Annotated in this window: 26 protein-coding genes; 13 read left to right on the top strand and 13 right to left on the bottom strand. The window is 62.6% G+C overall.

The window, feature by feature from the left end; all coding sequences use genetic code 11:
* Positions 1 to 193: 193 nt before the first annotated feature.
* Positions 194 to 733: a type 1 glutamine amidotransferase domain-containing protein gene (locus tag ACLH0I_RS27900; protein WP_411385889.1), complete on the bottom strand. Its 540-nt coding sequence runs from the start codon at positions 731 to 733 to the stop codon at positions 194 to 196.
* Positions 734 to 966: 233 nt separating this feature from the next.
* Here ACLH0I_RS27900 and ACLH0I_RS27895 point away from each other — a divergent pair, with 233 nt between their 5' ends.
* From ACLH0I_RS27895 to ACLH0I_RS27885, 3 genes are read left to right on the top strand one after another with little or no spacing between them, the layout of a single operon-like run.
* Positions 967 to 1,782 carry an HDOD domain-containing protein gene (locus ACLH0I_RS27895; protein ID WP_186730240.1) on the top strand — a complete coding sequence of 272 codons (816 nt, stop codon included), beginning with the start codon at positions 967 to 969 and terminating at the stop codon, positions 1,780 to 1,782.
* A gap of 30 nt (positions 1,783 to 1,812) precedes the next feature.
* Positions 1,813 to 2,625 (top strand): bifunctional DNA-formamidopyrimidine glycosylase/DNA-(apurinic or apyrimidinic site) lyase, encoded by an 813-nt coding sequence (gene mutM, locus ACLH0I_RS27890; protein ID WP_053188961.1) that lies wholly within the window; start codon positions 1,813 to 1,815, stop codon positions 2,623 to 2,625.
* 54 nt (positions 2,626 to 2,679) lie between these two features.
* On the top strand, positions 2,680 to 3,000 hold the full coding sequence (locus tag ACLH0I_RS27885) for a multidrug transporter (RefSeq protein ID WP_250964335.1): 321 nt from the start codon (positions 2,680 to 2,682) through the stop codon (positions 2,998 to 3,000).
* 163 nt (positions 3,001 to 3,163) lie between these two features.
* On the opposite strand, the gene ACLH0I_RS27880 is transcribed toward ACLH0I_RS27885, so the two are convergent.
* The 5 genes from ACLH0I_RS27880 to ACLH0I_RS27860 all read right to left on the bottom strand — a co-directional run bounded on the left by ACLH0I_RS27880 (position 3,164) and on the right by ACLH0I_RS27860 (position 8,016).
* On the bottom strand, positions 3,164 to 3,415 hold the full coding sequence (locus ACLH0I_RS27880; RefSeq protein ID WP_003195146.1) for a YfhL family 4Fe-4S dicluster ferredoxin: 252 nt from the start codon (positions 3,413 to 3,415) through the stop codon (positions 3,164 to 3,166).
* Between the two features lie 133 nt (positions 3,416 to 3,548).
* Positions 3,549 to 4,028 (bottom strand): pantetheine-phosphate adenylyltransferase, encoded by a 480-nt coding sequence (gene coaD, locus ACLH0I_RS27875; RefSeq protein WP_250964334.1) that lies wholly within the window; start codon positions 4,026 to 4,028, stop codon positions 3,549 to 3,551.
* A gap of 239 nt (positions 4,029 to 4,267) precedes the next feature.
* Positions 4,268 to 5,863: a GMC family oxidoreductase N-terminal domain-containing protein gene (locus ACLH0I_RS27870; RefSeq protein ID WP_411385888.1), complete on the bottom strand. Its 1,596-nt coding sequence runs from the start codon at positions 5,861 to 5,863 to the stop codon at positions 4,268 to 4,270.
* A gap of 149 nt (positions 5,864 to 6,012) precedes the next feature.
* Positions 6,013 to 6,558, bottom strand: coding sequence for a twin-arginine translocation pathway signal protein (locus tag ACLH0I_RS27865; protein ID WP_250964332.1), 546 nt, complete (start codon positions 6,556 to 6,558; stop codon positions 6,013 to 6,015).
* A 27-nt stretch (positions 6,559 to 6,585) separates the two neighbouring features.
* Positions 6,586 to 8,016, bottom strand: coding sequence for a coniferyl aldehyde dehydrogenase (locus ACLH0I_RS27860; protein WP_250964331.1), 1,431 nt, complete (start codon positions 8,014 to 8,016; stop codon positions 6,586 to 6,588).
* Positions 8,017 to 8,163: 147 nt separating this feature from the next.
* Between ACLH0I_RS27860 and ACLH0I_RS27855 the strand changes: the two genes are divergently transcribed.
* Both ACLH0I_RS27855 and ACLH0I_RS27850 read left to right on the top strand, forming a co-directional pair.
* Positions 8,164 to 8,835 (top strand): TetR/AcrR family transcriptional regulator, encoded by a 672-nt coding sequence (locus tag ACLH0I_RS27855; RefSeq protein WP_046063227.1) that lies wholly within the window; start codon positions 8,164 to 8,166, stop codon positions 8,833 to 8,835.
* Between the two features lie 34 nt (positions 8,836 to 8,869).
* Entirely contained in the window at positions 8,870 to 9,724 is an 855-nt protein-coding gene (locus ACLH0I_RS27850; RefSeq protein ID WP_250964329.1) for a sulfurtransferase, read from the top strand.
* A gap of 161 nt (positions 9,725 to 9,885) precedes the next feature.
* Here ACLH0I_RS27850 and ACLH0I_RS27845 read toward each other — a convergent pair whose 3' ends face one another.
* Genes ACLH0I_RS27845 through ACLH0I_RS27830 form a run of 4 tightly spaced genes read right to left on the bottom strand, consistent with a single transcriptional unit; the run spans position 9,886 to position 14,365 of the window.
* A complete protein-coding gene (locus ACLH0I_RS27845) occupies positions 9,886 to 10,884 on the bottom strand; it encodes a hydrolase (RefSeq protein ID WP_411385887.1) in 999 nt (332 codons plus the stop codon).
* A gap of 31 nt (positions 10,885 to 10,915) precedes the next feature.
* Positions 10,916 to 11,527 (bottom strand): 16S rRNA (guanine(966)-N(2))-methyltransferase RsmD, encoded by a 612-nt coding sequence (gene rsmD, locus ACLH0I_RS27840; protein ID WP_122567412.1) that lies wholly within the window; start codon positions 11,525 to 11,527, stop codon positions 10,916 to 10,918.
* On the bottom strand, positions 11,527 to 13,017 hold the full coding sequence (locus ACLH0I_RS27835; RefSeq protein ID WP_250964327.1) for a M16 family metallopeptidase: 1,491 nt from the start codon (positions 13,015 to 13,017) through the stop codon (positions 11,527 to 11,529). The genes rsmD and ACLH0I_RS27835 overlap by 1 nt, the downstream gene beginning before the upstream one ends.
* Entirely contained in the window at positions 13,010 to 14,365 is a 1,356-nt protein-coding gene (locus ACLH0I_RS27830; RefSeq protein WP_411385886.1) for a M16 family metallopeptidase, read from the bottom strand. Before ACLH0I_RS27830 ends, ACLH0I_RS27835 begins: the two co-directional genes overlap by 8 nt.
* A gap of 344 nt (positions 14,366 to 14,709) precedes the next feature.
* Here ACLH0I_RS27830 and ftsY point away from each other — a divergent pair, with 344 nt between their 5' ends.
* The 4 genes from ftsY (at position 14,710) to rpoH (ending at position 18,803) form a co-directional block, all read left to right on the top strand.
* Positions 14,710 to 16,149, top strand: coding sequence for a signal recognition particle-docking protein FtsY (gene ftsY / locus ACLH0I_RS27825; protein WP_411385885.1), 1,440 nt, complete (start codon positions 14,710 to 14,712; stop codon positions 16,147 to 16,149).
* The gene (gene ftsE, locus ACLH0I_RS27820) at positions 16,146 to 16,817 is read left to right on the top strand and encodes a cell division ATP-binding protein FtsE (protein ID WP_060740190.1); all 672 of its coding nucleotides are present in this window, start codon (positions 16,146 to 16,148) and stop codon (positions 16,815 to 16,817) included. The genes ftsY and ftsE overlap by 4 nt, the downstream gene beginning before the upstream one ends.
* On the top strand, positions 16,814 to 17,836 hold the full coding sequence (ftsX, locus tag ACLH0I_RS27815) for a permease-like cell division protein FtsX (RefSeq protein ID WP_250964324.1): 1,023 nt from the start codon (positions 16,814 to 16,816) through the stop codon (positions 17,834 to 17,836). Before ftsE ends, ftsX begins: the two co-directional genes overlap by 4 nt.
* 112 nt (positions 17,837 to 17,948) lie before the next feature.
* A complete protein-coding gene (gene rpoH / locus ACLH0I_RS27810) occupies positions 17,949 to 18,803 on the top strand; it encodes an RNA polymerase sigma factor RpoH (RefSeq protein ID WP_003177476.1) in 855 nt (284 codons plus the stop codon).
* 195 nt (positions 18,804 to 18,998) lie between these two features.
* Here the strand turns inward: rpoH and mtgA are convergent, their stop codons facing one another.
* Positions 18,999 to 19,721: a monofunctional biosynthetic peptidoglycan transglycosylase gene (mtgA, locus tag ACLH0I_RS27805; protein ID WP_411385884.1), complete on the bottom strand. Its 723-nt coding sequence runs from the start codon at positions 19,719 to 19,721 to the stop codon at positions 18,999 to 19,001.
* A 73-nt stretch (positions 19,722 to 19,794) separates the two neighbouring features.
* On the opposite strand from mtgA, the gene ACLH0I_RS27800 reads away from it, so the two are divergent.
* Positions 19,795 to 20,166 carry a DUF423 domain-containing protein gene (locus ACLH0I_RS27800; RefSeq protein WP_250964322.1) on the top strand — a complete coding sequence of 124 codons (372 nt, stop codon included), beginning with the start codon at positions 19,795 to 19,797 and terminating at the stop codon, positions 20,164 to 20,166.
* 9 nt (positions 20,167 to 20,175) lie between these two features.
* Here ACLH0I_RS27800 and ACLH0I_RS27795 read toward each other — a convergent pair whose 3' ends face one another.
* Positions 20,176 to 22,167, bottom strand: a complete 1,992-nt coding sequence (locus ACLH0I_RS27795; RefSeq protein WP_411385883.1) for an acyltransferase family protein — start codon at positions 22,165 to 22,167, stop codon at positions 20,176 to 20,178.
* 218 nt (positions 22,168 to 22,385) lie between these two features.
* Here ACLH0I_RS27795 and thiS point away from each other — a divergent pair, with 218 nt between their 5' ends.
* Genes thiS through trmB form a run of 3 tightly spaced genes read left to right on the top strand, consistent with a single transcriptional unit; the run spans position 22,386 to position 24,170 of the window.
* Positions 22,386 to 22,586 (top strand): sulfur carrier protein ThiS, encoded by a 201-nt coding sequence (gene thiS / locus ACLH0I_RS27790; RefSeq protein WP_250963756.1) that lies wholly within the window; start codon positions 22,386 to 22,388, stop codon positions 22,584 to 22,586.
* A gap of 54 nt (positions 22,587 to 22,640) precedes the next feature.
* Entirely contained in the window at positions 22,641 to 23,435 is a 795-nt protein-coding gene (locus ACLH0I_RS27785; RefSeq protein ID WP_003177480.1) for a thiazole synthase, read from the top strand.
* A gap of 9 nt (positions 23,436 to 23,444) precedes the next feature.
* Positions 23,445 to 24,170 carry a tRNA (guanosine(46)-N7)-methyltransferase TrmB gene (gene trmB / locus ACLH0I_RS27780; protein WP_018609495.1) on the top strand — a complete coding sequence of 242 codons (726 nt, stop codon included), beginning with the start codon at positions 23,445 to 23,447 and terminating at the stop codon, positions 24,168 to 24,170.
* Positions 24,171 to 24,315: 145 nt separating this feature from the next.
* On the opposite strand, the gene ACLH0I_RS27775 is transcribed toward trmB, so the two are convergent.
* Positions 24,316 to 24,639, bottom strand: coding sequence for a DUF3392 domain-containing protein (locus ACLH0I_RS27775; RefSeq protein WP_014340681.1), 324 nt, complete (start codon positions 24,637 to 24,639; stop codon positions 24,316 to 24,318).
* Positions 24,640 to 24,646 lie beyond the last annotated feature (7 nt).

The raw sequence follows: 24,646 nt of genomic DNA, 5'->3' as shown, positions 1-24,646 counted from the left end.
TGCAACCTTGGCGGGGCTTGCGGTGGACATGTGGTGAGCAAGCACCCTCTCGCTTGGCCGTAGGAGCTGTGTAGGAGCTGTCGAGTGAAACGAGGCTGCGATCTTTCCCCAGACACTTGAGTCGCGAGCGAAAGATCAAAATCAAAAGATCGCAGGCTTCGCCAGCTCCTACAGAGCGAGAGCGCAGCAGGCTTCAAGCGAACAACGCGCTGAGCAACTCGCGGTTGAACGCCGGGATGTCATCAGGCTGGCGGCTGCTGATCAACGTGCCGTCCTTGACCACTTCCTGATCGACCCAGTTCGCCCCGGCGTTGACCAGGTCATCCTTGAGGGTCTTGTAGCTGGTCATGGTCTTGCCCTTGACCAGCCCGCTCGACGCCAGCAACCAGCCGCCATGGCAGATCACCGCGATGGGCTTGCCCGCCGCCTCGAAGCCCTTGACCAGTTTCTGGGCGTCGGGGTCGATGCGGATGGTATCGGAGTTCTGCACGCCACCGGGCAGCACCACGGCGTCGTACTGCTCGACATTGGCGGCCTTGAAGGTCAGGTCGATCGGGAAATCGTCGGCCGGCTGGTCATGGTTCCAGCCTTTGACCTGGCCTTCACGGGCCGAAACGATGTCCACCTTGACGCCGGCCTGTTCCAGCGCCTGTTGGGGGCCGGTCAGTTCGGCCTGTTCAAAACCGTCGGTCACCAGGATGGCGACACGTTTGTTGTTCAGGGAGCCAGTCATGAAAAAATCTCCTCAAGCTGAGTGGCTGGGTTGCCGACTAAAGCCTGTATGCAGGCTCGGCTGTCGGCCCTGTAAAGTCCGAAGCCGATGCCTGAAGGAAAGTTCCGCCGATCTTCCTTGCGGTGTATCGGATCCATCTTTAAGGGTTAGAATCCCCGCCTGACCCAGAGTGTGTACTCATGTCCAAAGAGCTTACTGCCGAACAGATCCAACAGTCCTTGCAAGGCATCAGCGTGCCGCCCCAGCCGCAGATCATGGTGGATCTGCAGATGGAGCAGTACATGCCCGACCCGGACCTGGAGACCATCGCCAAACTGATTTCCCAGGACCCGGGCCTTTCCGGGGCCTTGCTCAAGATCGTCAACTCGCCGTATTACGGCCTGCGCAACAAGATCACCTCGATCCAGCGCGCGGTGAACCTGCTGGGCAGCCGTTCGATCATCAACCTGATCAATGCGCAGTCGATCAAGGGCGAGCTGCACGATGATGCCATCGTCACCCTGAACCGCTTCTGGGATACGGCCCAGGACGTGGCGATGACCTGCCTGACCCTGGCCAAGCGCGTTGGCCTGGAAAACGGTGACGAGGCTTATGCCTTGGGGCTGTTCCACGATTGTGGCGTGCCGTTGATGCTCAAGCAGTTTCCCAACTACATGAGCGTGCTGGAAGAGGCCTACGCCAGTGCCAGCGCCGAGTGCCGGGTGGTGGACACCGAGAACCGCGTGTTCAACACCAACCATGCGGTGGTCGGTTACTACACGTCCAAATCCTGGCGCCTGCCGGATCACGTCAGCCAGGCCATTGCCAACCACCACAATGCCCTGGCGGTGTTCAGCGACGAGTCTTCACGCAACAACAGTCCGCTGAAAAACCTGCTGGCGATCCTGAAGATGTCCGAGAACATCTGTGCCTCCCACCGGGTACTCGGCAACCAGGCCGAAGACCACGAGTGGGAGAGCGTCGGGGGCCTGGTGCTCGACTACATCGGTTTGTCGGAATACGACTTCCAGACCCAGAAACAGGAAATTCGCGACCTCGCCTCTCGTTGAGCGCGCGGCGTCGCCTGATGCGAGAACACCATGCCAGAACTGCCGGAAGTCGAAACCACCCGCCGCGGCATCGCGCCCCATCTTGAAGGCCAGCGGGTCAGTCGCGTGGTGGTCCGTGACCGCCGCCTGCGCTGGCCGATCCCGGAAGATCTCGACGTGCGGCTCTCGGGCCAGCGCATCGTGCAGGTGGAGCGGCGGGCCAAGTACCTGTTGATCAACGCCGAGGTCGGCACGTTGATCAGCCACCTGGGCATGTCCGGCAACTTGCGCCTGGTGGAGGTCGGCATGCCCGCCCTCAAGCATGAGCACGTGGACATCGAGCTGGAGTCCGGCCTGGCCTTGCGCTACACCGACCCCCGGCGTTTTGGCGCGATGCTCTGGAGCCTCGACCCGCTCAATCACGAGCTGTTGATTCGCCTCGGTCCCGAGCCGTTGACCGACCTGTTCGATGGCGAGCGGTTGTTCCAGCTTTCGCGAGGGCGCTCCATGGCGGTCAAGCCGTTCATCATGGACAACGCGGTGGTGGTGGGCGTGGGCAATATCTACGCGACCGAGGCGCTGTTCGCCGCCGGAATCGACCCGCGCCGGGCCGCCGGAGGCATTTCCCGGGCGCGTTACCTGAAGCTGGCGATCGAGATCAAGCGCATCCTCGCCCATGCCATCGAGCGCGGCGGCACCACGTTGCGGGATTTCATCGGTGGGGACGGCCAGCCCGGCTATTTCCAGCAGGAACTGTTTGTCTATGGCCGGGGCGGGGAGCTGTGCAAGGTCTGCGGCACGGGGCTGCGGGAAATTCGCCTGGGCCAGCGCGCCAGCGTCTGGTGCCCTCGCTGCCAGAGCTGATCGGTCCTACGGTCTATAGTCAGTATTCATACTGTTTTAGCCGAAGGATCGACCATGAATCTGCTTCGACCTGTCGTTCTCGCGCTGCTGCTGAGTGTCGGTTTGCCTGCCCAGGCCAACAGCGGCAGCGGCGACCCGCGCTACACCATCCAGAATCCGCCGGCCTTCGCCATGATCGGCGACCTGCTGATCGCCCGCCCACTGCTGCTCGCCGCCACGGTGATCGGGGCGGGGGCGTTCGTGGTGTCGTTGCCCTTTACCGCGCTGGGCGGTGGGGTCGGCGATGCGGGGAAGGCGCTGGTGGTGGACCCGGCGAAAGCCACGTTTGTGCGATGCCTGGGGTGTGTGGGGGAGGGGTTTGAGCGGCAGGAGTAATTGTCAGCATCTGCATTTGTGGTGTGGCTGCTGGCCCTTTCGCGAGCAGGCTCGCTCCCACAGGGATCTATTGAGTTCACACAATCTGTGTCCTAAGCAAATCCCTTGTGGGAGCGAGCCTGCTCGCGAAGAGGCCGGCAAAGACGCCACAAAACCACCTGGCTCAAGCCTTGCCAGTGATCTTGCGATATTTCTCCATCAACTGCTCTTCCGTCTCCGGATGAGCCTCGTCCAGCGGGATGCAATCCACTGGGCAAACCTGCTGGCACTGGGGTTCGTCGTAATGGCCGACGCACTGGGTGCACAGGTTCGGGTCGATGACGTAGATTTCCTCGCCTTGGGAAATGGCGGCGTTCGGGCACTCGGGTTCGCAGACGTCGCAATTGATGCAGTCGTCGGTGATGATCAGGGACATGCAGGCTCCTGCCGGGGCGTTGGGCCCGGGCATCTGAAAACGTATGGGCGCAATTGTGCCGCATTGACGAGCGCAGTGCACGCGGGCGCGATGGACTGCGCTGTGCTGCGAGGCGGCTCGCAGCATCCGCCAGCTATTTCTTGAAGCGCAGGGTCAGTGCATCGGCCACGGCCGGGTGGACGAACTTGGTGATATCACCGCCCAACGCCGCAATTTCCCGTACCAGGGTCGAGGAAATGAACGAGTAGCGCTCCGACGGCGTCAGGAACAGGCTTTCGACGTCCGGTGCCAATTGGCGGTTCATGTTGGCCAATTGGAACTCGTACTCGAAGTCCGAGACCGCGCGCAGGCCGCGAAGGAACACGTTGGCGTCCTTTTCCTTGGCAAAGTGGGCCAGAAGCGTCGAGAAGCCGACCACTTCCACGTTGGGCAGGTGCTTGGTGACCTCGCGGGCCAGTTCCACACGTTGTTCCAGCGGGAACAGCGGGTTTTTCTTCGGGCTGGCAGCCACGGCAATGATCACATGGTCGAACAGGCGCGCGGCGCGTTCGACCAGATCGCCATGGCCCTTGGTAATAGGGTCGAAGGTACCTGGGTACAACACTCGGTTCATCGCGTCGTCCTGGCGGGAGTCCGTTGGGGAGTCGGATGGTATCGCAGCCTTCTCGGTCGGCCAAGTCGGCTGTTGCGTAAGAAAGCACTATAGACGCTGCGAATAACCCGGATATTCAGACGTTCGGTAACCCTGTGGCGAGGGAGCTTGCTCCCGCTGGGCTGCGCAGCAGACCCATTTTGTGAGCGCTTCGCGCTCAAGCGGGAGCAAGCTCCCTCGCCACGGTTTCAATACAGGGTTCATGGGTTTTCCAGGCGTTCGGCCAGGGCCGTCGCCAGTTGTGCGGTCAGCCCGTACACCGACAACTGCGGGTTGGCGCCGATGCTGGTGGGGAACAGCGAGCCGTCATGGATCGACAGGTTGCCCAGTTGGTGATGGCGGCCCAGGCTGTCGGCGACGGCGGTTTTCGGGTCTTCGCCCATGGCGCAGCCACCCATCACGTGGGCACTGCCCAGGCGCGTGCGATACAAGGCCAGGTCGAGCCCGTCGATCAACGCGCGGGCTTCGGCCAGGGTCTTCACGTAGTGGGCATCGCTATGGGCGGGCATGACCGCCTTGGCGCCGCCGGCGAATTGTATTTCGGCCATGCTGTGGAAAGCCCGGCGCAGGCCATCCCAGGTATATGGCGAAACGGGGTAGTCGAGCACGGGCGTGCCGTCGCTGCGCAACTCGACGCTGCCACCGGGACTGTCCGGGTGAAAACCGTCGCGCAACAGCGCCAGCATGGCGTGGGTATGGGGCAGTCGGGACATGTGCACGGCGTTCTCGGCGCCGAACCCGCCCAATAACGTGGTGGCGAGGGCCGGGTGCAGGGGCGGGACTTCGAGCTTGTAGGCCATCTTGCCGGTGGTCCCGTCCTGCCATTGGAAATGATCCGAATAAATCGATTGCGGCGCGCCGTAGAACGGATTGATGACCTCGTCGAATTGCCCGACGGACATGTTCACCAAGTGCAGGAAGGTACGCTTGCCCACGCGTTCGTGCGGGTCTGGCGCCTCGGAGCGCAGCAGCAGGCCCGGGCTGTTGATGCCACCACCCGCCAGCACGTAGTGCCGCGCCTTGACGGTGATGCGCCGCCCGGTCGGCGCCACGCAACGTTCGTCCATGGCTTGGCATTCGAGACCGACGACGGCGTCGTTCTTGATCGTCAGGCGCTCGGCCCGCGCCAGGTAAAGCAGCGCGCCGCCCTTGTCCAGCGTGGCCGGGATGGTGGTGACCAGCATCGACTGCTTGGCGTTGGTCGGGCAGCCCATGCCGCAATAACCCAGGTTCCAGCAACCGCGGACGTTGCGCGGGATGACGTGCCAGGCGTAGCCCAGTTGTTCACAGCCTTTGCGGATCACGTCGTTGTTGGCGTTGGGCGGAACGAGCCACGGCGCCACGCCCAGGCGTTGTTCCATCTGCGCAAACCAGGGTGCCATGTCAGCGCGGCCGTGGCCCTTGACGTTGTGCTCGGCGGCCCAATGGTCGAGGGTCTGGTCGGGCGTGCGGAAGCTGGAGGTCCAATTGATCAGCGTCGTGCCACCGACGGCCCGGCCCTGGAGAATGATAATGGCGCCGTCCTTGCTCATGCGCCCGAGGCCTTCCTGGTACAGGCTGCTGTAGGCCTGGTCTTCGAGCAGCTTGAAATCATGGCTGGTCTTGAGCGGCCCTTCCTCGATCAGCAACACACGGTAGCCGGCGGCACTGAGGATTTCCGCCGTGGTCCCGCCACCGGCACCGCTGCCGACGATGGCCACGTCCGCTTCCAGGGTCAGGTCTTCGGTCAGCTGCGCGCCGTTGTAGGTGGTCCAGCCACGGGCGAGGCCTTCGCGGAAGGGATCGGGTACGGGCATGTTCGGGGCTCTCTTATTGTTATGTGTCGACGATGAGGAACCCTGTGGGAGCGAGCTTGCTGGCGATTGCGGTGTGTCAGTCGACAACAATGCTGCTGATCCGACGCTATCGCGAGCAAGCTCGCTCCCACAGGGTGCAACTTGGTTTTTCAGACCGTTGGCGGTCCTGGGTACCCGCAACGCGCCCAGGACTCGGGGCGGCTGTACCAGGCCATCATCACCAGTTGCAGCAATGAACTGTGGCCTTGTCTCAGCAGGTCCAGTGAACTGTTTTCCCACCGGGCGAGGAACTGGCGGATGTCATCGGCGCTGGCGTTCTCCCATGAGCCCCAGACCCCAGTCAGTGGTCCACGGGTAATGCCCAGGGTGAGCACATCGAACAGCTGATGCGTGAGCTTGAGCATGGCGGGGGACAAGTGGGCCAGGCCGTTGTCCAGGCTTTTCAGGGTTTCGTCAGTGGCGGCAGGGACTTGTTCGACGGTCACTGCGCCCTCCAGCATCACGGGGATGACGCTGCGTAGAAATGGCAGGTCGCTGTCGCGCAGGGCGATCAAGCCCGCGGCCGGTTGGCTTGGCGAGCAACCGCTCAGGCTGATGCCGAGCCCGACGGTGGCCAGGAAGGCGCTGGCGCCGAGGCTGAATTTCAGCAGGCCGCGCCGTGACAGCGCGGGGGTATCGATGAGGCTTGGGTTCATTATTGTTATTACCCGGCAAGAGACGCGTCAGCGGACAAACAGCTTCTGGATCAGTTTCTGCAACGGCTTGCCATAGGGTGGATAAATCAGCTTCGCCGCGTTGAATCGCTGTTTGGTCAGCACGCCCTTGGCCTTGCTGAAGGTCAGGAAACCCTCATGCCCGTGGTAGTGCCCCATTCCCGAGGGCCCGATGCCGCCGAATGGCATGTCATCCTGGGCGACATGCAGCAACGTGTCGTTCAGGCAGACGCCGCCGGAATGGGTTTCGTGGAGCACGCGATGCTGTTCGGCCTTGTTGTAGCCGAAGTAGTAGAGCGCCAGCGGGCGGGGTCGCTGATTGATGTAGGCAAACGCCTGGTCCAGATTGTCATAGGGCACGATGGGCAGCAGCGGGCCGAAGATCTCGTCCTGCATGACGGTCATCTCATCGTTGACGTTGAGCAGCAGGCTGTGGGCCATGCGGCGACCCTGGCCTTGCTCGAACAGCTCGATCAGCAACGCGCCTTTGCTGGTGGCGTCGCCGATGTAGCCGTTGAGCCGCGCCAGTTGTCGTTCGTTGATGACGGCGGTGTAGTCCGGGTTGTCCGCCAGGGTCGGATAAAACCCGCGAACCGCCTCGCGATACGCCTCGACGAATTCGCCGACGCGGTTCTGCGGCACTAGCACATAGTCCGGGGCGACACAGGTTTGCCCGGCATTCAGGGTTTTGCCGAAGGCAATGCGTTCGGCGGCGTCCTTGATCGGCACATCGACCGACACGATGGCCGGCGATTTCCCACCCAGCTCAAGGGTGACCGGCGTCAGGTTTTCCGCCGCGGCGCGCATGACATGCTTGCCAATGCTGGTGGCGCCGGTGAACAACAGGTGATCGAAGGGCAACTTGGAAAACGCCATGCCCACCTCCGCCTCGCCCAGCACCACGCACACCAGGTCCTGGGGGAAGACCCGGGCCAGCAATTGCTTGAGCAGCAAACCGGTCGCCGGTGTCGATTCGCTGAGCTTGAGCATCACCCGGTTGCCCGCCGCCAATGCCCCTACCAGCGGCCCGATGGCGAGGAACAGTGGGTAATTCCACGGGACGATGACCCCGACCACGCCCAACGGCTGATAGATCACTTTGGCGGACGCCGGTTGAAAGGCCATACCCACTTTGCGCCGGGAGGGTTTCATCCAGCCCTGGAGATGACGGCTGGCGTAATGAATGCCATGCAGGCTCGGCATCAGCTCGGCCAACAGTGTTTCGTCGGCGCTGCGGTGGCTGAAATCCTGGCTGATGGCGTCGATCAAGGCTTGGCGTTCGTTGCTTAATACCTCCCGCAGTGCCTTGAGCCATTGGCGGCGCTGTACGGCCGGTGGCATCGGGTGGGCGGCGTAGGCCTGGCGCTGGGCATCGAAGCGCGACCGCAGCTCGTCCAGTTGTTGTTGAGACTCGTGCAGGTAGGCCACGTCGGCAGGCATCGTCAGGCACCAGATATTATTAGAGTGGATGTTTTTTAGAGCTTGTACTCTAGAAAGTCAATGGCATCCTTAGCGGCTTTGGGTTTTTCCTGTGGCGGATAGGTCGTAAGATGCGTTCAATGCCTTCGTCGAATTAAAGCCCAAACCATGGCCCCACGAATGAAAACCAGCGAGCGCATCGTGCAAAACAGCCTCGAGCTGTTCAACCAGCAAGGCGAGCGCAGCGTCAGCACCAACCACATCGCCGCCCATATGGACATGTCCCCGGGCAATCTCTATTACCACTTCCCCAACAAGCAGGCGATCATCGCCGTGCTGTTCAGTGAGTATGAGAACCTGGTGGACAGTTTCCTGCGACCGCCCCAGGGCCGGGCGGCCACAGTGGATGACAAACGCTTTTACCTGCAGGAACTGCTGGCGGCCATGTGGCGGTATCGCTTCCTGCACCGGGACCTGGAGCATCTGCTCGACAGCGATCCGGACCTGGCGGCCCGCTATCGTCGGTTTTCCCAGCGCTGCCTGATCCACGGCACCGCGATCTACGAGGGATTCGTTGCCGCCGGTATCCTGAAGATGGACCGGGTGCAGATCGAATCCCTGACCCTCAACGCCTGGATCATCCTCACGTCCTGGGTGCGGTTCTTGTGCACCACGCGGGAAAATTTCAGCCACCTGAGCGAGCAGGCCATCAAGCGCGGCGTCTATCAGGTGCTGGTGCTGGAGGCCGGTTTCGTGACCGACCAGGCCCGCGAGGAGGTGGATGCACTGTTCAAGGAATATTACGTCCCGCTGGCCCAGACCCTGGAGGAAGGGCAGTAGGAATCGATCCCCGATTCAGTCACAGGAGCTCACCATGCCCATCGCGCAACTCATCAGCCCCCAAGCCCTCGAACAGCGGCGATCCCAGCCCGGGCTGGTGATCCTCGATTGCCGTTTCGCCCTGGAAGACCCGGATTACGGTCAGCGCAGTTATGCCGAGGGCCACATTGCCGGGGCGTCGTTCGCAGACCTTGAGCGCGACTTGAGTGGAACGGTGACCAAGGGCGTGACCGGGCGTCATCCGTTGCCCGAGCCCGAGGCGTTGATCGAGCGTCTCAAGACTTGGGGGCTGGATAACGACAGCGAGGTCGTGCTGTACGACGACGGTCCCGGCGCCTATGCCGCGCGGGCCTGGTGGTTGCTGGCCTGGCTGGGCAAGCGCGACGGCGTGTACATCCTCGACGGTGGGCTCAAGGCCTGGCATGCCGCGGGCTTGCCCCTGAGTCTTGATCCGCCGCAGAACGGTCGTGGGACCTTCAGCGGTGCACTGGACGCGAGTTTGTTGATCGATGCGCAAGCCCTGCAACAACGCCTTGGCGAGCCGGCCATGACCTTGCTGGATGCCCGGGCATTGCCGCGCTTCAAGGGCGAAGTCGAGCCAATCGACCCGATAGCCGGGCATATCCCGGGCGCCCAGTGCGCAGCGTTCACCGACAACCTGGGCGCCGATGGCCGCTTCCTGCCGGCCGAACAGCTCAAGCAACGCTTCGCCGAAAAACTGGGCGAGCGTTCGCCCACCGAACTGGTGGCGTACTGCGGCTCCGGCGTGACGGCGTGTCATAACCTGTTTGCCTTGTGCCTGGCAGGCTATCCCTTGGGACGGCTGTACGCCGGCTCGTGGAGTGAATGGATCAATGATCCCCAGCGGGGCGTGGCGAAGGGCGAATAACAGACACCTGGAATCAATAGGGGTGAACCCCCCCAAAACTGTGGGAGCGAGCTTGCTCGCGATTGCGGTGTATCAGTCAACTTCAATGTCGCTGATCCACCGCTATCGCGAGCAAGCTCGCTCCCACAGGGGATTTGTGTGGGCTACAAACCTTGCCACGTTCAGCCGCGCTCCAGGCTGGCCAGCCAATGGGGAATCCGCCGCTCCAGGTAATACCCGGGGCGTCGCAAGGTTCCGTCGACAAACCCCACATGCCCACCCCGGGCATGCAATTCAATCCGGGTCGAGGCCGATAATTCGCCCGGTTCGGGCAGGCTGTGGGGGAATACAAAAGGATCGTCGGCGGCCTGGATGACCAGGGTCGGCGTGCTGATACCTGCCATGAAATAGCGGCTGGAGGCGCGGCGGTAGTAATCCGCTGCGTCGGAGAACCCATGCAGCGGCGCCGTTACCCGGCCGTCAAAGTCCCAGAAGGTGCGCATGTTCTCCAGCGGACCCAGCGCCGCCAGGGTCGCCAGGCCTTCGTGACGCCCGTCGTGCTGGAACTGGCGTTGCTTGTTGCGCACATAGGCCACCAGTTGCCGCATGAAATGGGCCTGGTAGAGCTTGGAAAAACCCTGGCCGATGCGATCGGCGCACTGGTCGAGGCGAAACGGTACCGAGACCGCCACCGCCCCTTGTAACTGGCTGTCGCCGGCGGTTTCTCCCAGGTGCTTGAGCAACACATTGCCGCCCAACGAATAGCCCACCGCAAACAGCGGCGCCAAGGGCCGTCGGGCGCGCAAGTGGGCGATGGCGGCGGCCAGGTCTTCACTGGCGCCCGAGTGATAGCTGCGGGGCAACAGGTTCGGCTCCCCCGAGCAGCCGCGCCAGTTCAACGCCGCACTGGCCCAGCCCTGGCGACCGAGCGCCTGCTGCAACCCGACCACGTAGGGCGAATTGGAAGAGCCGGTCAGCCCGTGCAGCACCAGCACCAAGGGGGCCTCGGCGCTGTGGGGGCCATGCCAGTCGAGGTCGAGGAAATCACCGTCTTCCAACCACAAGCGCTCGCGTTGGCGCGCGATGTGGGTGGTCGGGCGCCACAAGGGGCCCCACAAGGTTTGCAGGTGCGGATTGCCAAGGCCCGTAGCAGGGACGAAACGTTCAGGTGTGGCGGACATCATTATTATTCTCGATGTACGGGTCAGCCGTTCAGCCCATGTCCTTTGTCAAACGCTGCCACAACGCGTAATACACCCGTCCGGATTTCTGCTCGCGGTGCAAGCGCCAGTTGCCCGGCAAGCCCAGGGTGGACGGGGCGGTCTCGCTTTCAGTGTAGACCCAGGCATCCTCGGCCAGCCACTGGCGTTCTTCGAGCAAGGCGCAGACCGTCGGCAACAGGTTCTGGTTGAACGGCGGGTCGAGGAATACCAGGTCGAAAGGTGTTGCCGGTTGGCTGTCGAGGTAGCGCAGCGCATCGGCGGTTTGCACCTGGCCGACGGTGCAGCGCAGGGTGCCCAGGTGCTCCTTCAGGCTGGAGACCGCCAGATTGCTGGCGTCCAGGGCCTGGCCCATGGCGGCGCCGCGGGACAAGGCTTCGAGGAACAGCGCGCCGCTGCCGGCGAACGGGTCGAGCACCCGGGCACCCGCCACGTAGGGCGCGAGCCAGTTGAACAGGGTTTCCCGCACGCGGTCCGGGGTCGGGCGCAAGCCCGGGGCATCCGGAAAGCTCAGGCGCCGGCTGCGCCATTCGCCCCCGATGATGCGCAACTGGTTCACACCGTTGTGCACGGGTTTCTTGCTGGAATTGGATGGGCGGGCCATTAGTGCTCCGGAACCCCGAGCGGCTGCTCGGCAGGTTTGTCAGTGGGGGGCGGCAACGGCTTTTGCGGCACGCTCGGGCCGGCAGTGACGATAACCATCTTGTCGGTGCTCAGGTGTTTGTTCAGCGCGGCCTTGACCTGCTCGACGGTCAGTTCCTGGGACTGGCGCATGAAGTCCTCCAGGTAGCTCAGCGGCAAGTCGTAGAACCCCATGGCGCCGAGCTGGCCGACGATGTCGGCGTTGCTGGCGGTGGACAGCGGGAAGCTACCGGCCAGCTCGCGCTTGGCGTCATCGAGTTCTTTTTGGGTCGGACCGTTCTTGAGGTAGTCGGCGAACACGTCCTGCACCAGTTTCAAAGTGCCTTCGCTCATCTCTGCACGGGTTTGCAAATTGATCATGAACGGGCCGCGGGCCTGCATCGCCGTGAAACCGGAGTACACGCCGTAGGTCAGGCCGCGCTTTTCGCGAACTTCAGTCATCAACCGCGTGCCGAAGCCACCGCCGCCGAGGATCTGGTTGCCCAGGGACACGGCGGCATAGTCCGGATCGTCGCGGTCGATGCCCAGTTGCGCGAGCATCAGGTTGGTCTGCTTGGACGGAAACTCGATGTGACCGATGCTCGCCTTCGGCTCCACCGGTGGCGGGGTTTTCGCCAGGGCCGGGCCTTTGGGCAGCGCGGTGGAAACCTGGTTGGCAATCGCTTCTGCTTCGGCGCGGGACAAGTCCCCCACCAGTGCGATCACGGCGTTGCCGGCGGCATAGGCCTTGGCGTGGAACGCCCGGGCCTGGGCCAGGGTGATCGGTGGAATGCTCTCGGCGGTGCCGTCGCTGGAGTGGGCATAAGGATGCTCGCCGTACAGGCGTTTCATCAGTTCCAGGCCCGCCAGTTTGCCGGGGTTCTGCTTCTGGTACTCGAAGCCGGCCAGCATCTGATTCTTGATACGGGCAAAGGAGTCGGCGGGGAAGGTCGGTTTGCCGACGACTTCGGCGAACAGCTTCAAGGCAGGCTCACGTTTGTCGACCACGCTGAGGCTGCGCAGGGACGCCACGGCCATGTCCCGGTAGGCACCGTTGCCGAAGTCCGCGCCGAGGCTTTCGAAGCCTTGGGCGATGGCGCTGACATCCTTGCCGGCCACGCCTTCGTTGAGCATGGCGTTGGTCAGCAGGGCGAGGCCAGGGGCGTCGCCGTCCTGGCTGCTGCCGGCGGCGAAGGTCAGGCGCAGGTCGAACATCGGCAATTCCCGGGCTTCGACGAACAGCACCTTGGCGCCGTCGGCGGTTTGCCAGGTTTGCACGTCGAGCTGGCGCCGGCTGGGCGCCTTGTCGTTCAGTTCAGCCAAGGATTGCAGCTTGTTGCCGGACTTGGCCTTGTCCAAGGCCTGGCTGGCGTTGGAGTCGCTGGACGGCGTCAGGTAAAAGGCCAGGGCGCAGGCCAGGGCGATCGACACCAGGCCGATCGGCACCAGGCGCGATGATTTTCGCTCACTCATGAGCTTTCTCCTCGGGCAGGATGTGCGCAACGCTTAGACGCGAGCGGGTGAAATACAGCTGGGCTGCCTTCTGGATGTCCTGCGGGGTCACGCTTTGCAGTTCGGCGAGTTCGGTGTCCATCAGCTTCCAGGACAAACCGACGGTTTCCAGCTGGCCGATGGCGGTGGCCTGGCTGGTGATCGAATCGCGCTCATACACCAGGCCGGCGATGACCTGGGCGCGCACGCGTTCCAGTTCCTCGGCGGTCGGGGCGGTGGTTTTCAACTGTTCGAGCAAGCGCCACAGGCCGGCTTCGGCCTGGGCCAGGGTTTTGTTTTTCTGCGTGTTGGGCGTTGCCGACAAGGTGAACAGCGTGTCGCCACGGGTGAAGGCGTCGTAGCTTGACGAACCGCCGGACACCAATTCTTCGCCGCGCTCCAGCTGGGTCGGGATCCGACCGCTGTAGCCGCCGTCCAGCAAGGCCGAAATCAGCCGCAGGGCGTTGACCGACGCCTTGTCTGTCGCGGTGGCGATGCTGGGCACATTGAAAGCCAGCATCAAGCTGGGCAGTTGGGTCTGCACATGCAGGGTGATCTGGCGCTCGCCGGGTTCGGCCAGCTCCAGGGGGATTTTCGCGACCGGCACCGCGCGCCGGGCAATCGGGCCGAAATAACGCTGGGCCAGGGACTTGACCTCATCCGGCGTGACGTCGCCAACCACCACCAGGGTCGCGTTGTTCGGGGTGTACCAGGATTGGTACCAGTGACGCAGCTCTTCGACGGTCATCCGGTCCAGGTCGGCCATCCAGCCGATGGTCGGCGTGTGGTAGCCGCTGGCCGGGTAAGCCATGGCCTTGAAGCGCTCGTAGGCCTTGGACATGGGCTTGTCGTCGGTGCGCATGCGCCGCTCTTCCTTGATCACCTCGATCTCGCGGCTGAATTCCTCCGGCGGCAGGCGCAGGCTGGCCATGCGATCGGCTTCCAATTCGAAGGCCACGCCCAGGCGGTCACGGGCCAGCACCTGGTAGTAGGCGGTGAAGTCATCGCTGGTAAAGGCGTTCTCTTCGGCGCCCAGGTCGCGCAGGATCAGCGAGGCTTCGCCGGGGCCGACTTTTTCACTGCCCTTGAACATCATGTGTTCGAGGGCGTGGGACAAACCGGTCTGGCCTGGCGTTTCGTAGCTCGAGCCCACCTTGTACCAGACCTGGGACACCACCACCGGCGCGCGATGGTCTTCGCGCACGACGACCTTCAGGCCGTTGTCGAGGGTGAATTCATGGGTGGGTTGTGGGTCGGCAGCCAAGGCTGAAAAGGGCAGACAAACTGTGCTGAGCAGCAGGCCTGCGGCGCGGCGGGCAAGAGCATTCATTCGTGTTTAAACCTGTTGGGTTGCCCGCTAGGTCTTAGCGTCGGCGGGCGAGAGGGTGCTAGGATACTGATCCGTTTTACTGGCGGCCACGCCTATCGGGCCTTTTATCGGCCCGGGGTTGTCTGGGTTCTACGGAGAAACGCTGGGTTTGCTCGTTGATCCCGGCGTTTTCGCCGATGATGCCGTACCAGTCCTTCGAAAAAATCGACTTTGAGGCGTCCTGGGGACGCTTCGACAAAATGTTGCGCGTGAACAAGCTGGATGAAACGCAGTCTGTTCAGCATCGAATATTTATCACCGAGGCGCCCTCGTGGCGCGTCGCTACCGTGAGATAGCCGTCCTCCATGTTTGGTTCCAACGACGACAAGAAGACCCCAGCTGCGGCTGGCGAGAAAAAAAGCCTGTTCGGATGGCTGCGCAAGAAGCCGCAGGAAACCGTCGTCGAACAGCCAGAAGCGCTGCCTGAGCCCGCCGCCGAGACAGTGGCCGAAGAGGCCGCGCCCATCGTCCTGCCGATCGCCGAGCCGGTGCTGCAGCCGGTCGAGCCTGAGCCTGAAGCCGCGCCTGAGCCAGTGGCCGAACAGCCGCTGACCCCGCCGGCCGGGCAAACCCCTTGGCTGACCTTGCCGGTGGCGGAAGAACCGGTTGCGCTGGTCGAGGGCGAGGCTGCGCATACCCCGCCACCGATTCCGGCAACGATGCAACCTGTCGAGAAGCCGGTCGAGACGCCGGTTGCCGAAGCGCCAGTGTCCGTCATTACGCCCGCCGCGCCTCAACCCGTTCCTGAGCCAGAGCCTGCTCCGGCTGTGGTTCCGACTCCGGCCGAGCCGCCACGCACGGCCGAAGAAAACAAGGTCGGCTTCTTCGCCCGCCTCAAGCAGGGCCTGTCCAAGACCAGCGCCAGCATCGGCGAAGGCATGGCCAGCCTGTTCCTGGGCAAGAAAGTCATCGATGACGAATTGCTGGAAGACATCGAAACCCGCCTGCTGACCGCCGATGTCGGTGTCGAGGCCACGTCGGTGATCATCCAGAGCCTGACCCAGAAGGTCGCGCGCAAGCAGTTGACCGATGCCGATGCCCTGTACAAATCCCTGCAAGGCGAACTGACCAGCCTGCTCAAGCCGGTGGAAAAACCCCTGGTCGTTGCCTCGCAGAACAAGCCGTTCGTGATCCTGGTCGTTGGCGTCAACGGCGCCGGCAAGACCACCACCATCGGCAAGCTGGCCAAGAAGCTGCAGCTCGAAGGCAAGAAAGTCATGCTCGCCGCGGGCGACACCTTCCGCGCCGCCGCGGTCGAACAGCTGCAAGTGTGGGGCGAGCGCAACAAGATCCCGGTGATCGCCCAGCACACCGGTGCCGACTCCGCCTCGGTGATCTTTGACGCCGTACAAGCGGCCAAGGCCCGTGGCATCGATGTGCTGATCGCCGACACTGCCGGTCGCTTGCACACCAAAGACAACCTGATGGAAGAATTGAAAAAGGTGCGCCGGGTGATCGGCAAGCTCGACGCCGACGCGCCCCACGAAGTGCTGCTGGTGCTGGACGCCGGTACCGGCCAGAACGCCATCAACCAGGCCAAGCAATTCAACCAGACCGTCGAACTGACCGGGCTGGCCCTGACCAAGCTCGACGGCACGGCCAAGGGCGGGGTGATCTTCGCCCTGGCCAAGCAGTTCGGCCTGCCCATTCGCTACATCGGCGTGGGCGAAGGCATCGACGATTTGCGCACCTTTGAAGCCGAGCCCTTTGTCCAGGCACTGTTTGCCGAGCGGGAGCATTCATGATTCGTTTCGAACAGGTCGGTAAACGCTATCCGAACGGTCACGTCGGCTTGCATGAGCTGAGCTTTCGGGTCCGTCGGGGCGAGTTTCTGTTTGTCACCGGCCATTCCGGCGCCGGTAAAAGTACCCTGCTGCGCCTGTTGCTGGCGATGGAACGACCGTCCACTGGCAAACTGCTGCTGGCCGGCCAGGACCTGAGCACCATCAGCAATGCCCAGATCCCCTATCTGCGGCGGCAGATCGGCGTGGTGTTCCAGAATCACCAATTACTGTTCGACCGCACGGTGTTCAACAACGTGGCGTTGCCGTTGCAGATCCTCGGCTTGTCCAAGGCCGAGATCATCAAACGCGTGGATTCGGCCCTGGAGCGCGTGGCCCTGTCGGACAAGACCGACCTGTACCCAGGCGACCTGTCCACCGGCCAGCAACAGCGCGTCGGCATCGCCCGCGCCATCGTCCATCGCCCGGCCTTGCTGCTGGCGGACGAACCCACCGGTAACCTCGATCCGCGCCTGGCGGCGGAAATCATGGGTGTGTTCGAAGACATCAACCGCCTGGGCACCAGCGTGCTGATCGCCAGTCACGACCTGGCCCTGATCGCACGCATGCGTCACCGCATGCTCACCTTGCAACGCGGTCGACTGATCGGTGACGGGGAGGCCGGCGCATGAGTGCTACTCGCAGCCCGAAAGTGGCCGAACGCGTGGCCCCGAAGGCCTCCGATCCGCAGCCGCAAAAGAAAAAGCGCGACGATGACGACGGCCCGGACTTCGCCACGCTGCTGCGCGCCTGGATCGAAAGCCATCGCGCCAGTTTGCTGGACAGCCTGCGGCGCCTGGGCAAGCAGCCCATCGGCAGCTTCTTTACCTGCATGGTGATGGCGGTTGCCTTGAGCCTGCCCATGGGGCTGTCATTATTGCTAAATAATGTGGAGCGCCTCGGCGGTTCCTGGCAGCGCGCCGCTCAGGTTTCCCTGTACCTGCAGATGGACGCCAGCCCTGGTGAAGGCCAGGCGTTGCGTGAGCAAATCAAGGCCATGCCAGGCGTGTCCGATGCCGAATACATCGGGCGCGAGCAGGCGCTTGAAGAGTTCCAACAGCAGTCCGGCCTGGGCGATGCCCTCAAGGAATTGCCGGAGAATCCGCTGCCAGGCGTGGTGCTGGTGACGCCGAACGAGGTCGACAAGCCGGCCCTTGAAGCATTAAGACAAAGACTTTCCGAGTTGCCGAAGGTACAACAGGCGCAACTTGATCTAGTCTGGGTCGAGCGTCTGGCGGCGATCCTCAAGCTGGGCGACCGGTTTGTCTTCGGTCTGACAGTGCTGCTGGTTTCTGCATTACTTTTGGTGATAGGCAATACCATTCGTCTTCATATTGAAAACCGCCGCACCGAGATAGAAGTGATTAAACTCGTCGGCGGTACGGACAGTTATGTACGCAGGCCCTTCCTTTATATGGGGGCGCTGTATGGCTTCGGTGCCGGCATTCTGTCTTGGGGCGTATTGGCGTTTGGCCTGGACTGGCTGAACGATGCGGTAGTGGGGCTGGCCGGTTTGTACGGCAGTGATTTCTCGCTGGCCGGAGTGCCAGTCGCCGACGGTCTGTCGCTCTTGCTTGGCGCGGTGCTGTTGGGTTATATCGGTGCATGGATTGCGGTCGCACGCCACTTGCGTGAGCTTGCGCCAAAATAGTGTTTTTTGCGCGTATTGACCTTTCGGTTTTTGTGGGAACTTGTCCTACGGTTCCCGGTCAATTTTCGCAGTGCTGAACTGCACGAGTTATGTAAGTTGGAGGTTTTTTCGTATGACCACTTCTTTGCAACCTGCTTATGCTCTGGTCCCGGGTGCGAACCTGGAGGCCTATGTGCACACGGTCAACAGCATCCCGCTGCTGACCCCCGAGCAGGAGCGTGAACTGGCCGAGAGTCTCTACTATGAGCAGGATCTTGAGGCGGCTCGGCAGATGGTGCTCGCCCACCTGCGTTTTGTCGTACATATCGCCCGCAGCTATTCCGGCTACGGGCTGGCCCAGGCCGACCTGATCCAGGAAGGCAACGTTGGCCTGATGAAGGCGGTCAAGCGTTTCAACCCGGAAATGGGTGTACGCCTGGTGTCGTTTGCCGTGCACTGGATCAAGGCGGAAATCCACGAGTTCATCTTGCGTAACTGGCGCATCGTGAAAGTCGCGACCACCAAGGCCCAGCGCAAACTGTTCTTCAACCTGCGCAGCCAGAAGAAGCGTCTGGCCTGGCTGAACAACGAGGAAGTCCATCGCGTTGCCGAAAGCCTGGGCGTGGAGCCTCGGGAAGTGCGCGAGATGGAAAGCCGCCTGACCGGCCATGACATGGCCTTCGACCCGGCCGCTGAAGCGGACGACGACAGCGCTTTCCAATCGCCGGCCAACTACCTGGAAGACCACCGCTACGACCCGGCGCGTCAACTGGAAGACGCCGACTGGAGCGACAACTCCAACACCAACCTGCACGAAGCACTGGAAGTGCTGGACGAGCGCAGCCGCGACATCCTCTACCAGCGCTGGCTGGCCGAGGAAAAAGCCACGCTGCACGACCTGGCGCAGAAGTACAACGTGTCGGCCGAGCGGATTCGCCAGCTTGAGAAGAGCGCGATGAACAAGCTCAAGGTCTCGATCGCGGCTTGACCTGCGATAGCGACAATAAAAAACGCCCCGATCAGTGATGATCGGGGCGTTTTTGTTTGTGCGCGGTGTTGGATTCGACCCGGGTCCCTTGTGGGAGCGAGCTTGCTCGCGATGGCGGTGGGTCAGTCGACATCTCTGCTGAGTGCTCAATTGTCATCGCGAGCAAGCTCGCTGCCACAGGGGTATTCAGTGCTGCTACTGCGCCCAAGGCGCCCGCCGCGCCCGATCGAGCTCCAGCAAATAACCGGCGCCCCCCAACTGGCTCATCTGCTGGCGAATCCAACCCGCCCGCCGTAGCACGTAGGGGCTCGGCCGGCTTGCGCTCCATTTGCGCGGGTTGGGCAACACCGCCGCCAACAGGCTGGCCTGTTGCCGGGACAATGCCCCCGCGCCCACGCGAAAATGATGCCGCGCCGCCGCTTCCGCTCCAAACACGCCGTCGTCCCACTCCACGCTATTGAGGTACACCTCGAGGATCCGCTGCTTGGGCCAGAACACTTCGATCAGTGCGGTGAACCAGGCCTCCAGGCCTTTGCGCAGCCAGCTGCGGCCCGACCACAGGAACAGGTTTTTCGAGACTTGTTGGCTGAGGGTGCTGGCGCCGCGAATCGAACCGCCACGGCCATTGTGGGCGAAGGCGGCCTGGATCGCACCGATGTCGAAGCCCCAGTGTTCGGGGAATTTCTGGTCTTCGCCAGCAATTACCGCAACCTTGAGGCTGTCGGATATCTGCTCCCAAGGTTGCCAGTCGCGCTGCAGGTCGATCGGCTCGCCGTTGAACCAGGATTCAACCTTGCGCTCGATCATCAGCGCGGTGAACGGTGGCGGCACCACGCGAAACAGCAGCACAAGCACAACGCTGCCGACGGCGAACCAGAGCAGGGCTTTAAGGAATCGTCGAAACAATGTACGCAGCATAGAGATGGCTTGGCCGAACCCGTCGAGCGGGCCATTATACAGACCCTGCCCACCGAGTCTGACTGGAGTTCCCATGTTGCGTAGCTTTCTGATGCTGGCGGCTTTTTTCGGCTTCACCGGCGTCGCCTTGGGAGCATTTGCCGCCCATGGCCTGAAAAACCGCCTGAGCGCCGATTACCTGGCGATTTTCCACACCGGCGTCACCTACCAGTTGGTCCACACCCTGGCGTTGCTGGGCGTTGCGCTGCTGGCCACGCATATTCCCGGTCGCATCGTCACCTGGGCCGGGATTTCATTTGTGGTTGGCATCCTGTTGTTCTCCGGCAGCCTGTACCTGTTGACACTCACGGGTATCAGCAAGCTGGGCATTATCACCCCGTTCGGCGGCGTAGCGTTCCTGATCGGCTGGTTGTGCCTGGGCCTTGCCGCCTGGCGCCTGAATTGACGGTAGAGGTCAGCTGGCGTTCTTCCAGCCATTGAGCAACGTTTGTGTGAAGGACGGCGCAAGGACGCGGTTGCCGTGCCCGCTCAAGTGATCGGCATCGCGGAAGAGTGGTTTATCATCGTCGTAGGCAGAACAGGTTACGCCTGGGCACAACAGGGGGAGCGGGTCCCAGACAAGCAGCGTCGGATACTGGCCGGTCAAATGATCGAGCAGGGTCATTTGCGCCGTTCGCAGTTGCTCGATGTGTTGCCGCGCAATGGTGAATCCCGGGGTGCAGATGGGATTCATCCGGTTGAACCAGTCCGAACAGCGATAGGGCGGCGCCTTGAACAGAGGCATGGGCGCATTGATCAGTACCCGCACCTTGGCGGCCATCAAGCGTGTCAGCACCGCTTCGGCGGCAATCCGGGCGCCTTCAATCTGTTCGGACGTCAGCTCGGAAAGGGCTTCCCCCCATGCTTCCTCTTCGCTGCGAGCCCAGTCGCGCCCAGCCAGCTCCGGCATTCGCAGCGACGCCAGGAACACAATGTCACCGGGTCTTGCCCGTGCTTCGATGTCGCTCAGGGCCTTTTCCCGAGCTCGGGCGCAGGCACCTTGCGGGTCGGGCGCCATGAGGCTGACCACCGCGCAGCCGCCGCGTTCATATTCCCGAACCTTGAAGCCGAGTTGCCGTGATGCGAGGCTGAGCATGGTGCGATAGGCCGCCGCGTGAGAGTCGCCGATCACGAACAATTGGCGGCCCTGCAAGGGTGGGTTCTGGGCGGGTTCGTCGACGGAGCGTTGTGGCAGCCGCCTGGAGAACCAGGTGTAGGTATCCCGTGTCTGGCTGAGTGAAAGGGCCTGGGGGTTTTCGCTGACCCAGCGTGCGCCGGACCAGCCCAGGCCGATGGCTGCCAGGCAAGAGGCAATCGTGATCCAGGCGCGGCGTTGGAACAGCGAGTGGCCATTGCGCATGGGTGTCTCGACCCAGTGGTAGGACGCCGCGGCAAGCGCCATGACGATCAGCGGGTAGGCCAACTGTACCGCCAGTTGCTCCAGGCCCGTGGTCCAGCGCAGGAACACCAGCACCGGCCAGTGCCACAGGTACAACGAGTAGGACAGTTTGCCGACATAGACGACGGGCGCCGATTGCAGCAGGCGCAGGGGCAGGAAGTGATCGACGGTTTTCTGGGCCAGGGCGGTGAGGATCAGCACAGTGCCGCAAACCGTCAGCAGCGCCCAAGGGAAGGGAAACTGGTTTTTATCGGCGAGGAACAGTCCGCCAGTGACCAGCGCGAAGCCCGCGAGCAGCACGACCCGGTTTGCGGCCGCTGAATGCAGCGTGAAGCGCCCCGTTGCCATCAACTGGAAAAGCGTCGCGCCGGCGGCCAGTTCCCAGAATCGACTGGGCAACAGGTAGAACGCCTCGACCGGATTCCCCCGGGTCTGCAGGGCGCTGAACGCCAGCGATGCCAGTGCCAGCAGGGGCAGCAAGGCCCAGGCGAGCCGGCTGTATTGCCGGTAGCGCAACCAGATGAAATAGATCAATGGAAAGATCAGGTAGAACTGCTCTTCCACCGCCAAGGTCCAGGTATGGGTGTAGGGGTTGAGCAGGGTGGACGGGGCGAAGTAGGTGTCGGTGTTCCAGGCCAGCACAAAATTGCTCAGGCCGAAGAAGGCGGCCAGCCCGGTACGGTCATTCTGCTGGCTGAGCCAGGCTTGGGGCAGGAACATCGCCGAAAGCAGGCTACAAACCAGAAGAACCAAGAGCAGCGCGGGCACGATGCGCAGGAACCGGCGGCGATAAAAATCCATCAGGAAGGCGGGAAAGCTGCGGTGGGCATGAGCGGACAGCGACTGGCTGATCACGTAGCCGGAAATGACGAAAAAGATGTCGACGCCGGTAAATCCACCGGGCAGTACGTTCAGGAAGTCCGCGTGGAAAACGATCACGCTCAGGACCGCGACGGCGCGCAGGCCGTCGATGGCGGGGTTATTCGGCGTTGGATGGAGGTTGGACACAGGCTCCTCACACGCGTTATTCGATCAGGTCTAGCGCAAGGCAACGAATATAGGAGGCTTGGACGAGTGCTTGAACCCTGGAGTTGTTTCCGGATTGTTCCGGGCTTGCCGCCTGGCGGCTGGGCTGACCAGCAAGTCCATTTCATGACGAATGGCTTGGGTCGCCCAGACTGATCGGGCTAGAATGCCAGCCCCTAAAAATGATGGCGGCATCCGGCATGCGCATTCAGTTGAACGGCGACCCCCTTGAACTGCCCGACGGTGAAACCGTTGCGGCCCTGCTGACCCGTCTGGAACTCACCGGACGCCGCGTCGCGGTGGAACTCAATCTGGATATCGTCCCGCGCAGCCAGCATGCCGAAACCACGTTGAACGATGGCGACAGCGTCGAAGTGGTCCATGCCATCGGCGGCGGCTAGTCGCCTCGATTTCGCAGCCTTTCGCAAGAACCTCACCCCAACAGAGGATTTCCCATGAGCATCGTTCGTAGCGACAAGCCCTTCGTCCTGGCCGGTCGTACCTACCAGTCGCGCTTGCTGGTAGGCACCGGCAAATACCGCGACATGGAAGAAACCCGCCTGGCCATCGAGGCCTCGGGCGCCGAGATCGTGACCGTCGCCGTGCGCCGGACCAACATCGGCCAGAACCCGGGCGAACCGAACCTGCTGGATATCCTGCCGCCGGATCGCTACACCATCCTGCCGAACACCGCCGGCTGCTTCGACGCCATCGAGGCCGTGCGCACCTGCCGCCTGGCCCGTGAGCTGCTCGACGGCCACAACCTGGTGAAGCTGGAAGTGCTGGCGGACCAGAAGACCTTGTTCCCCAACGTGATCGAAACCCTCAAGGCCGCCGAGACCCTGGTCAAGGAAGGTTTCGACGTGATGGTCTACACCAGCGACGACCCGATCATCGCCCGTCAACTGGCGGAAATCGGCTGCATCGCGGTCATGCCACTGGCTGGCCTGATCGGCACTGGCCTGGGGATCTGCAACCCGTACAACCTGCAGATCATCCTGGAAGAAGCCAAGATCCCGGTGTTGGTGGATGCCGGTGTCGGTACCGCCTCCGACGCCACCATTGCCATGGAACTGGGTTGCGAAGCGGTGCTGATGAACTCGGCCATCGCCCACGCCCAGCAGCCGATCCTGATGGCCGAAGCCATGAAACACGCCATCGTCGCCGGTCGCCTGGCGTACCTGGCCGGGCGCATGCCGAAAAAACTTTACGCCAGCGCCTCCTCGCCGCTGGATGGTCTGATCAAGTAAGAGCCATTGATGACTGAATCGAACGACACGCCGGTCCTGCCGGAAGAAGGCGAAGAGCGCCAGCACCGCCGCATCAAGAGTTTCGTGATGCGCGCCGGGCGCATGACTGAAGGCCAGCAGCGTGGCCTGGAGCAAGGCGCGCCACTGTTTGTCCTGCCCCTGGCCGATGCGCCGGTGGATTTTGACCAGGTCTTCGGCCGCTCGGCCCCGCGCTCGCTGGAAATCGGCTTTGGCATGGGCCACTCGTTGTTGGAGATGGCCGCCGCTTCACCTGAGCAGGATTTCATTGGTGTGGAAGTCCACCGTCCAGGCGTCGGTGCGCTGCTCAATGGCGTGCTGACCCAAGGGTTGACCAACCTGCGGGTCTACGATTGCGACGCCATCGAAGTGCTCAACCGCTGCGTGGCCGATAACAGTCTCGATCGGCTGATGCTGTTCTTCCCGGATCCCTGGCACAAAAGCCGTCACCATAAGCGCCGGATCGTCCAGGCGTCGTTCGCTGAGCTGGTGCGTAGCAAGTTGAAGGTCGGCGGGGTGCTGCACATGGCCACCGACTGGGAGCCCTACGCCGAGTACATGCTGGAAGTGATGAACGTCGCCCCGGGTTATCGCAACCTGGCTGAAGACGGCAAGTGCGTGCCGCGTCCGGCCGAACGGCCGATCACCAAGTTCGAGCGCCGTGGCGAACGGCTTGGGCATGGGGTGTGGGATTTGAAGTTCGAGAAATTGGCGTAAACACCAAAAGACCCATGGTGAAATGGGATCCCCTGTGGGAGCGAGCTTGCTCGCGATGAGGGCATGACATTCAACATCAATGTTGACTGTTACACCGCTATCGCGAGCAAGCTCGCTCCCACAGTTGTTTTTGGTTGCGGCTGGATCAGCGGCGGTCAGCCACCACTCCGATCAACACCAGCACCACCAACAACACCGGCGCCAGGCTGTAGTTGTTGAACTGGCTCAAGCCCCTGACGATCCATGGTGTGGCATAGATCAGCGCCGCGCCGCTGCCGATCATGCACAGCAGGGCGATCAAGGGCACGCGCAAGGCGCCGGCGATGCTGCCCAGGCGCTGTTCGACCCAGCCCTTGATGTCGGCACCAAACAGCACCAGCAAACAGCCTACCAATGCCAGGGAGATTTCCGACAGGTTGCTGCGGCTCCAGCGGGACACGGTGGCCAGCAGGTCGAGTACCAGATCCATTCGATTT

The sequence above is a fragment of the Pseudomonas sp. MPB03 genome (genome assembly GCF_046605385.1).
Taxonomy (GTDB): domain Bacteria; phylum Pseudomonadota; class Gammaproteobacteria; order Pseudomonadales; family Pseudomonadaceae; genus Aquipseudomonas; species Aquipseudomonas zanjanensis.
The sequence above is the reverse complement of the archived record's forward strand: the minus strand, read 5'-3'. Positions and strand labels throughout refer to the sequence as shown.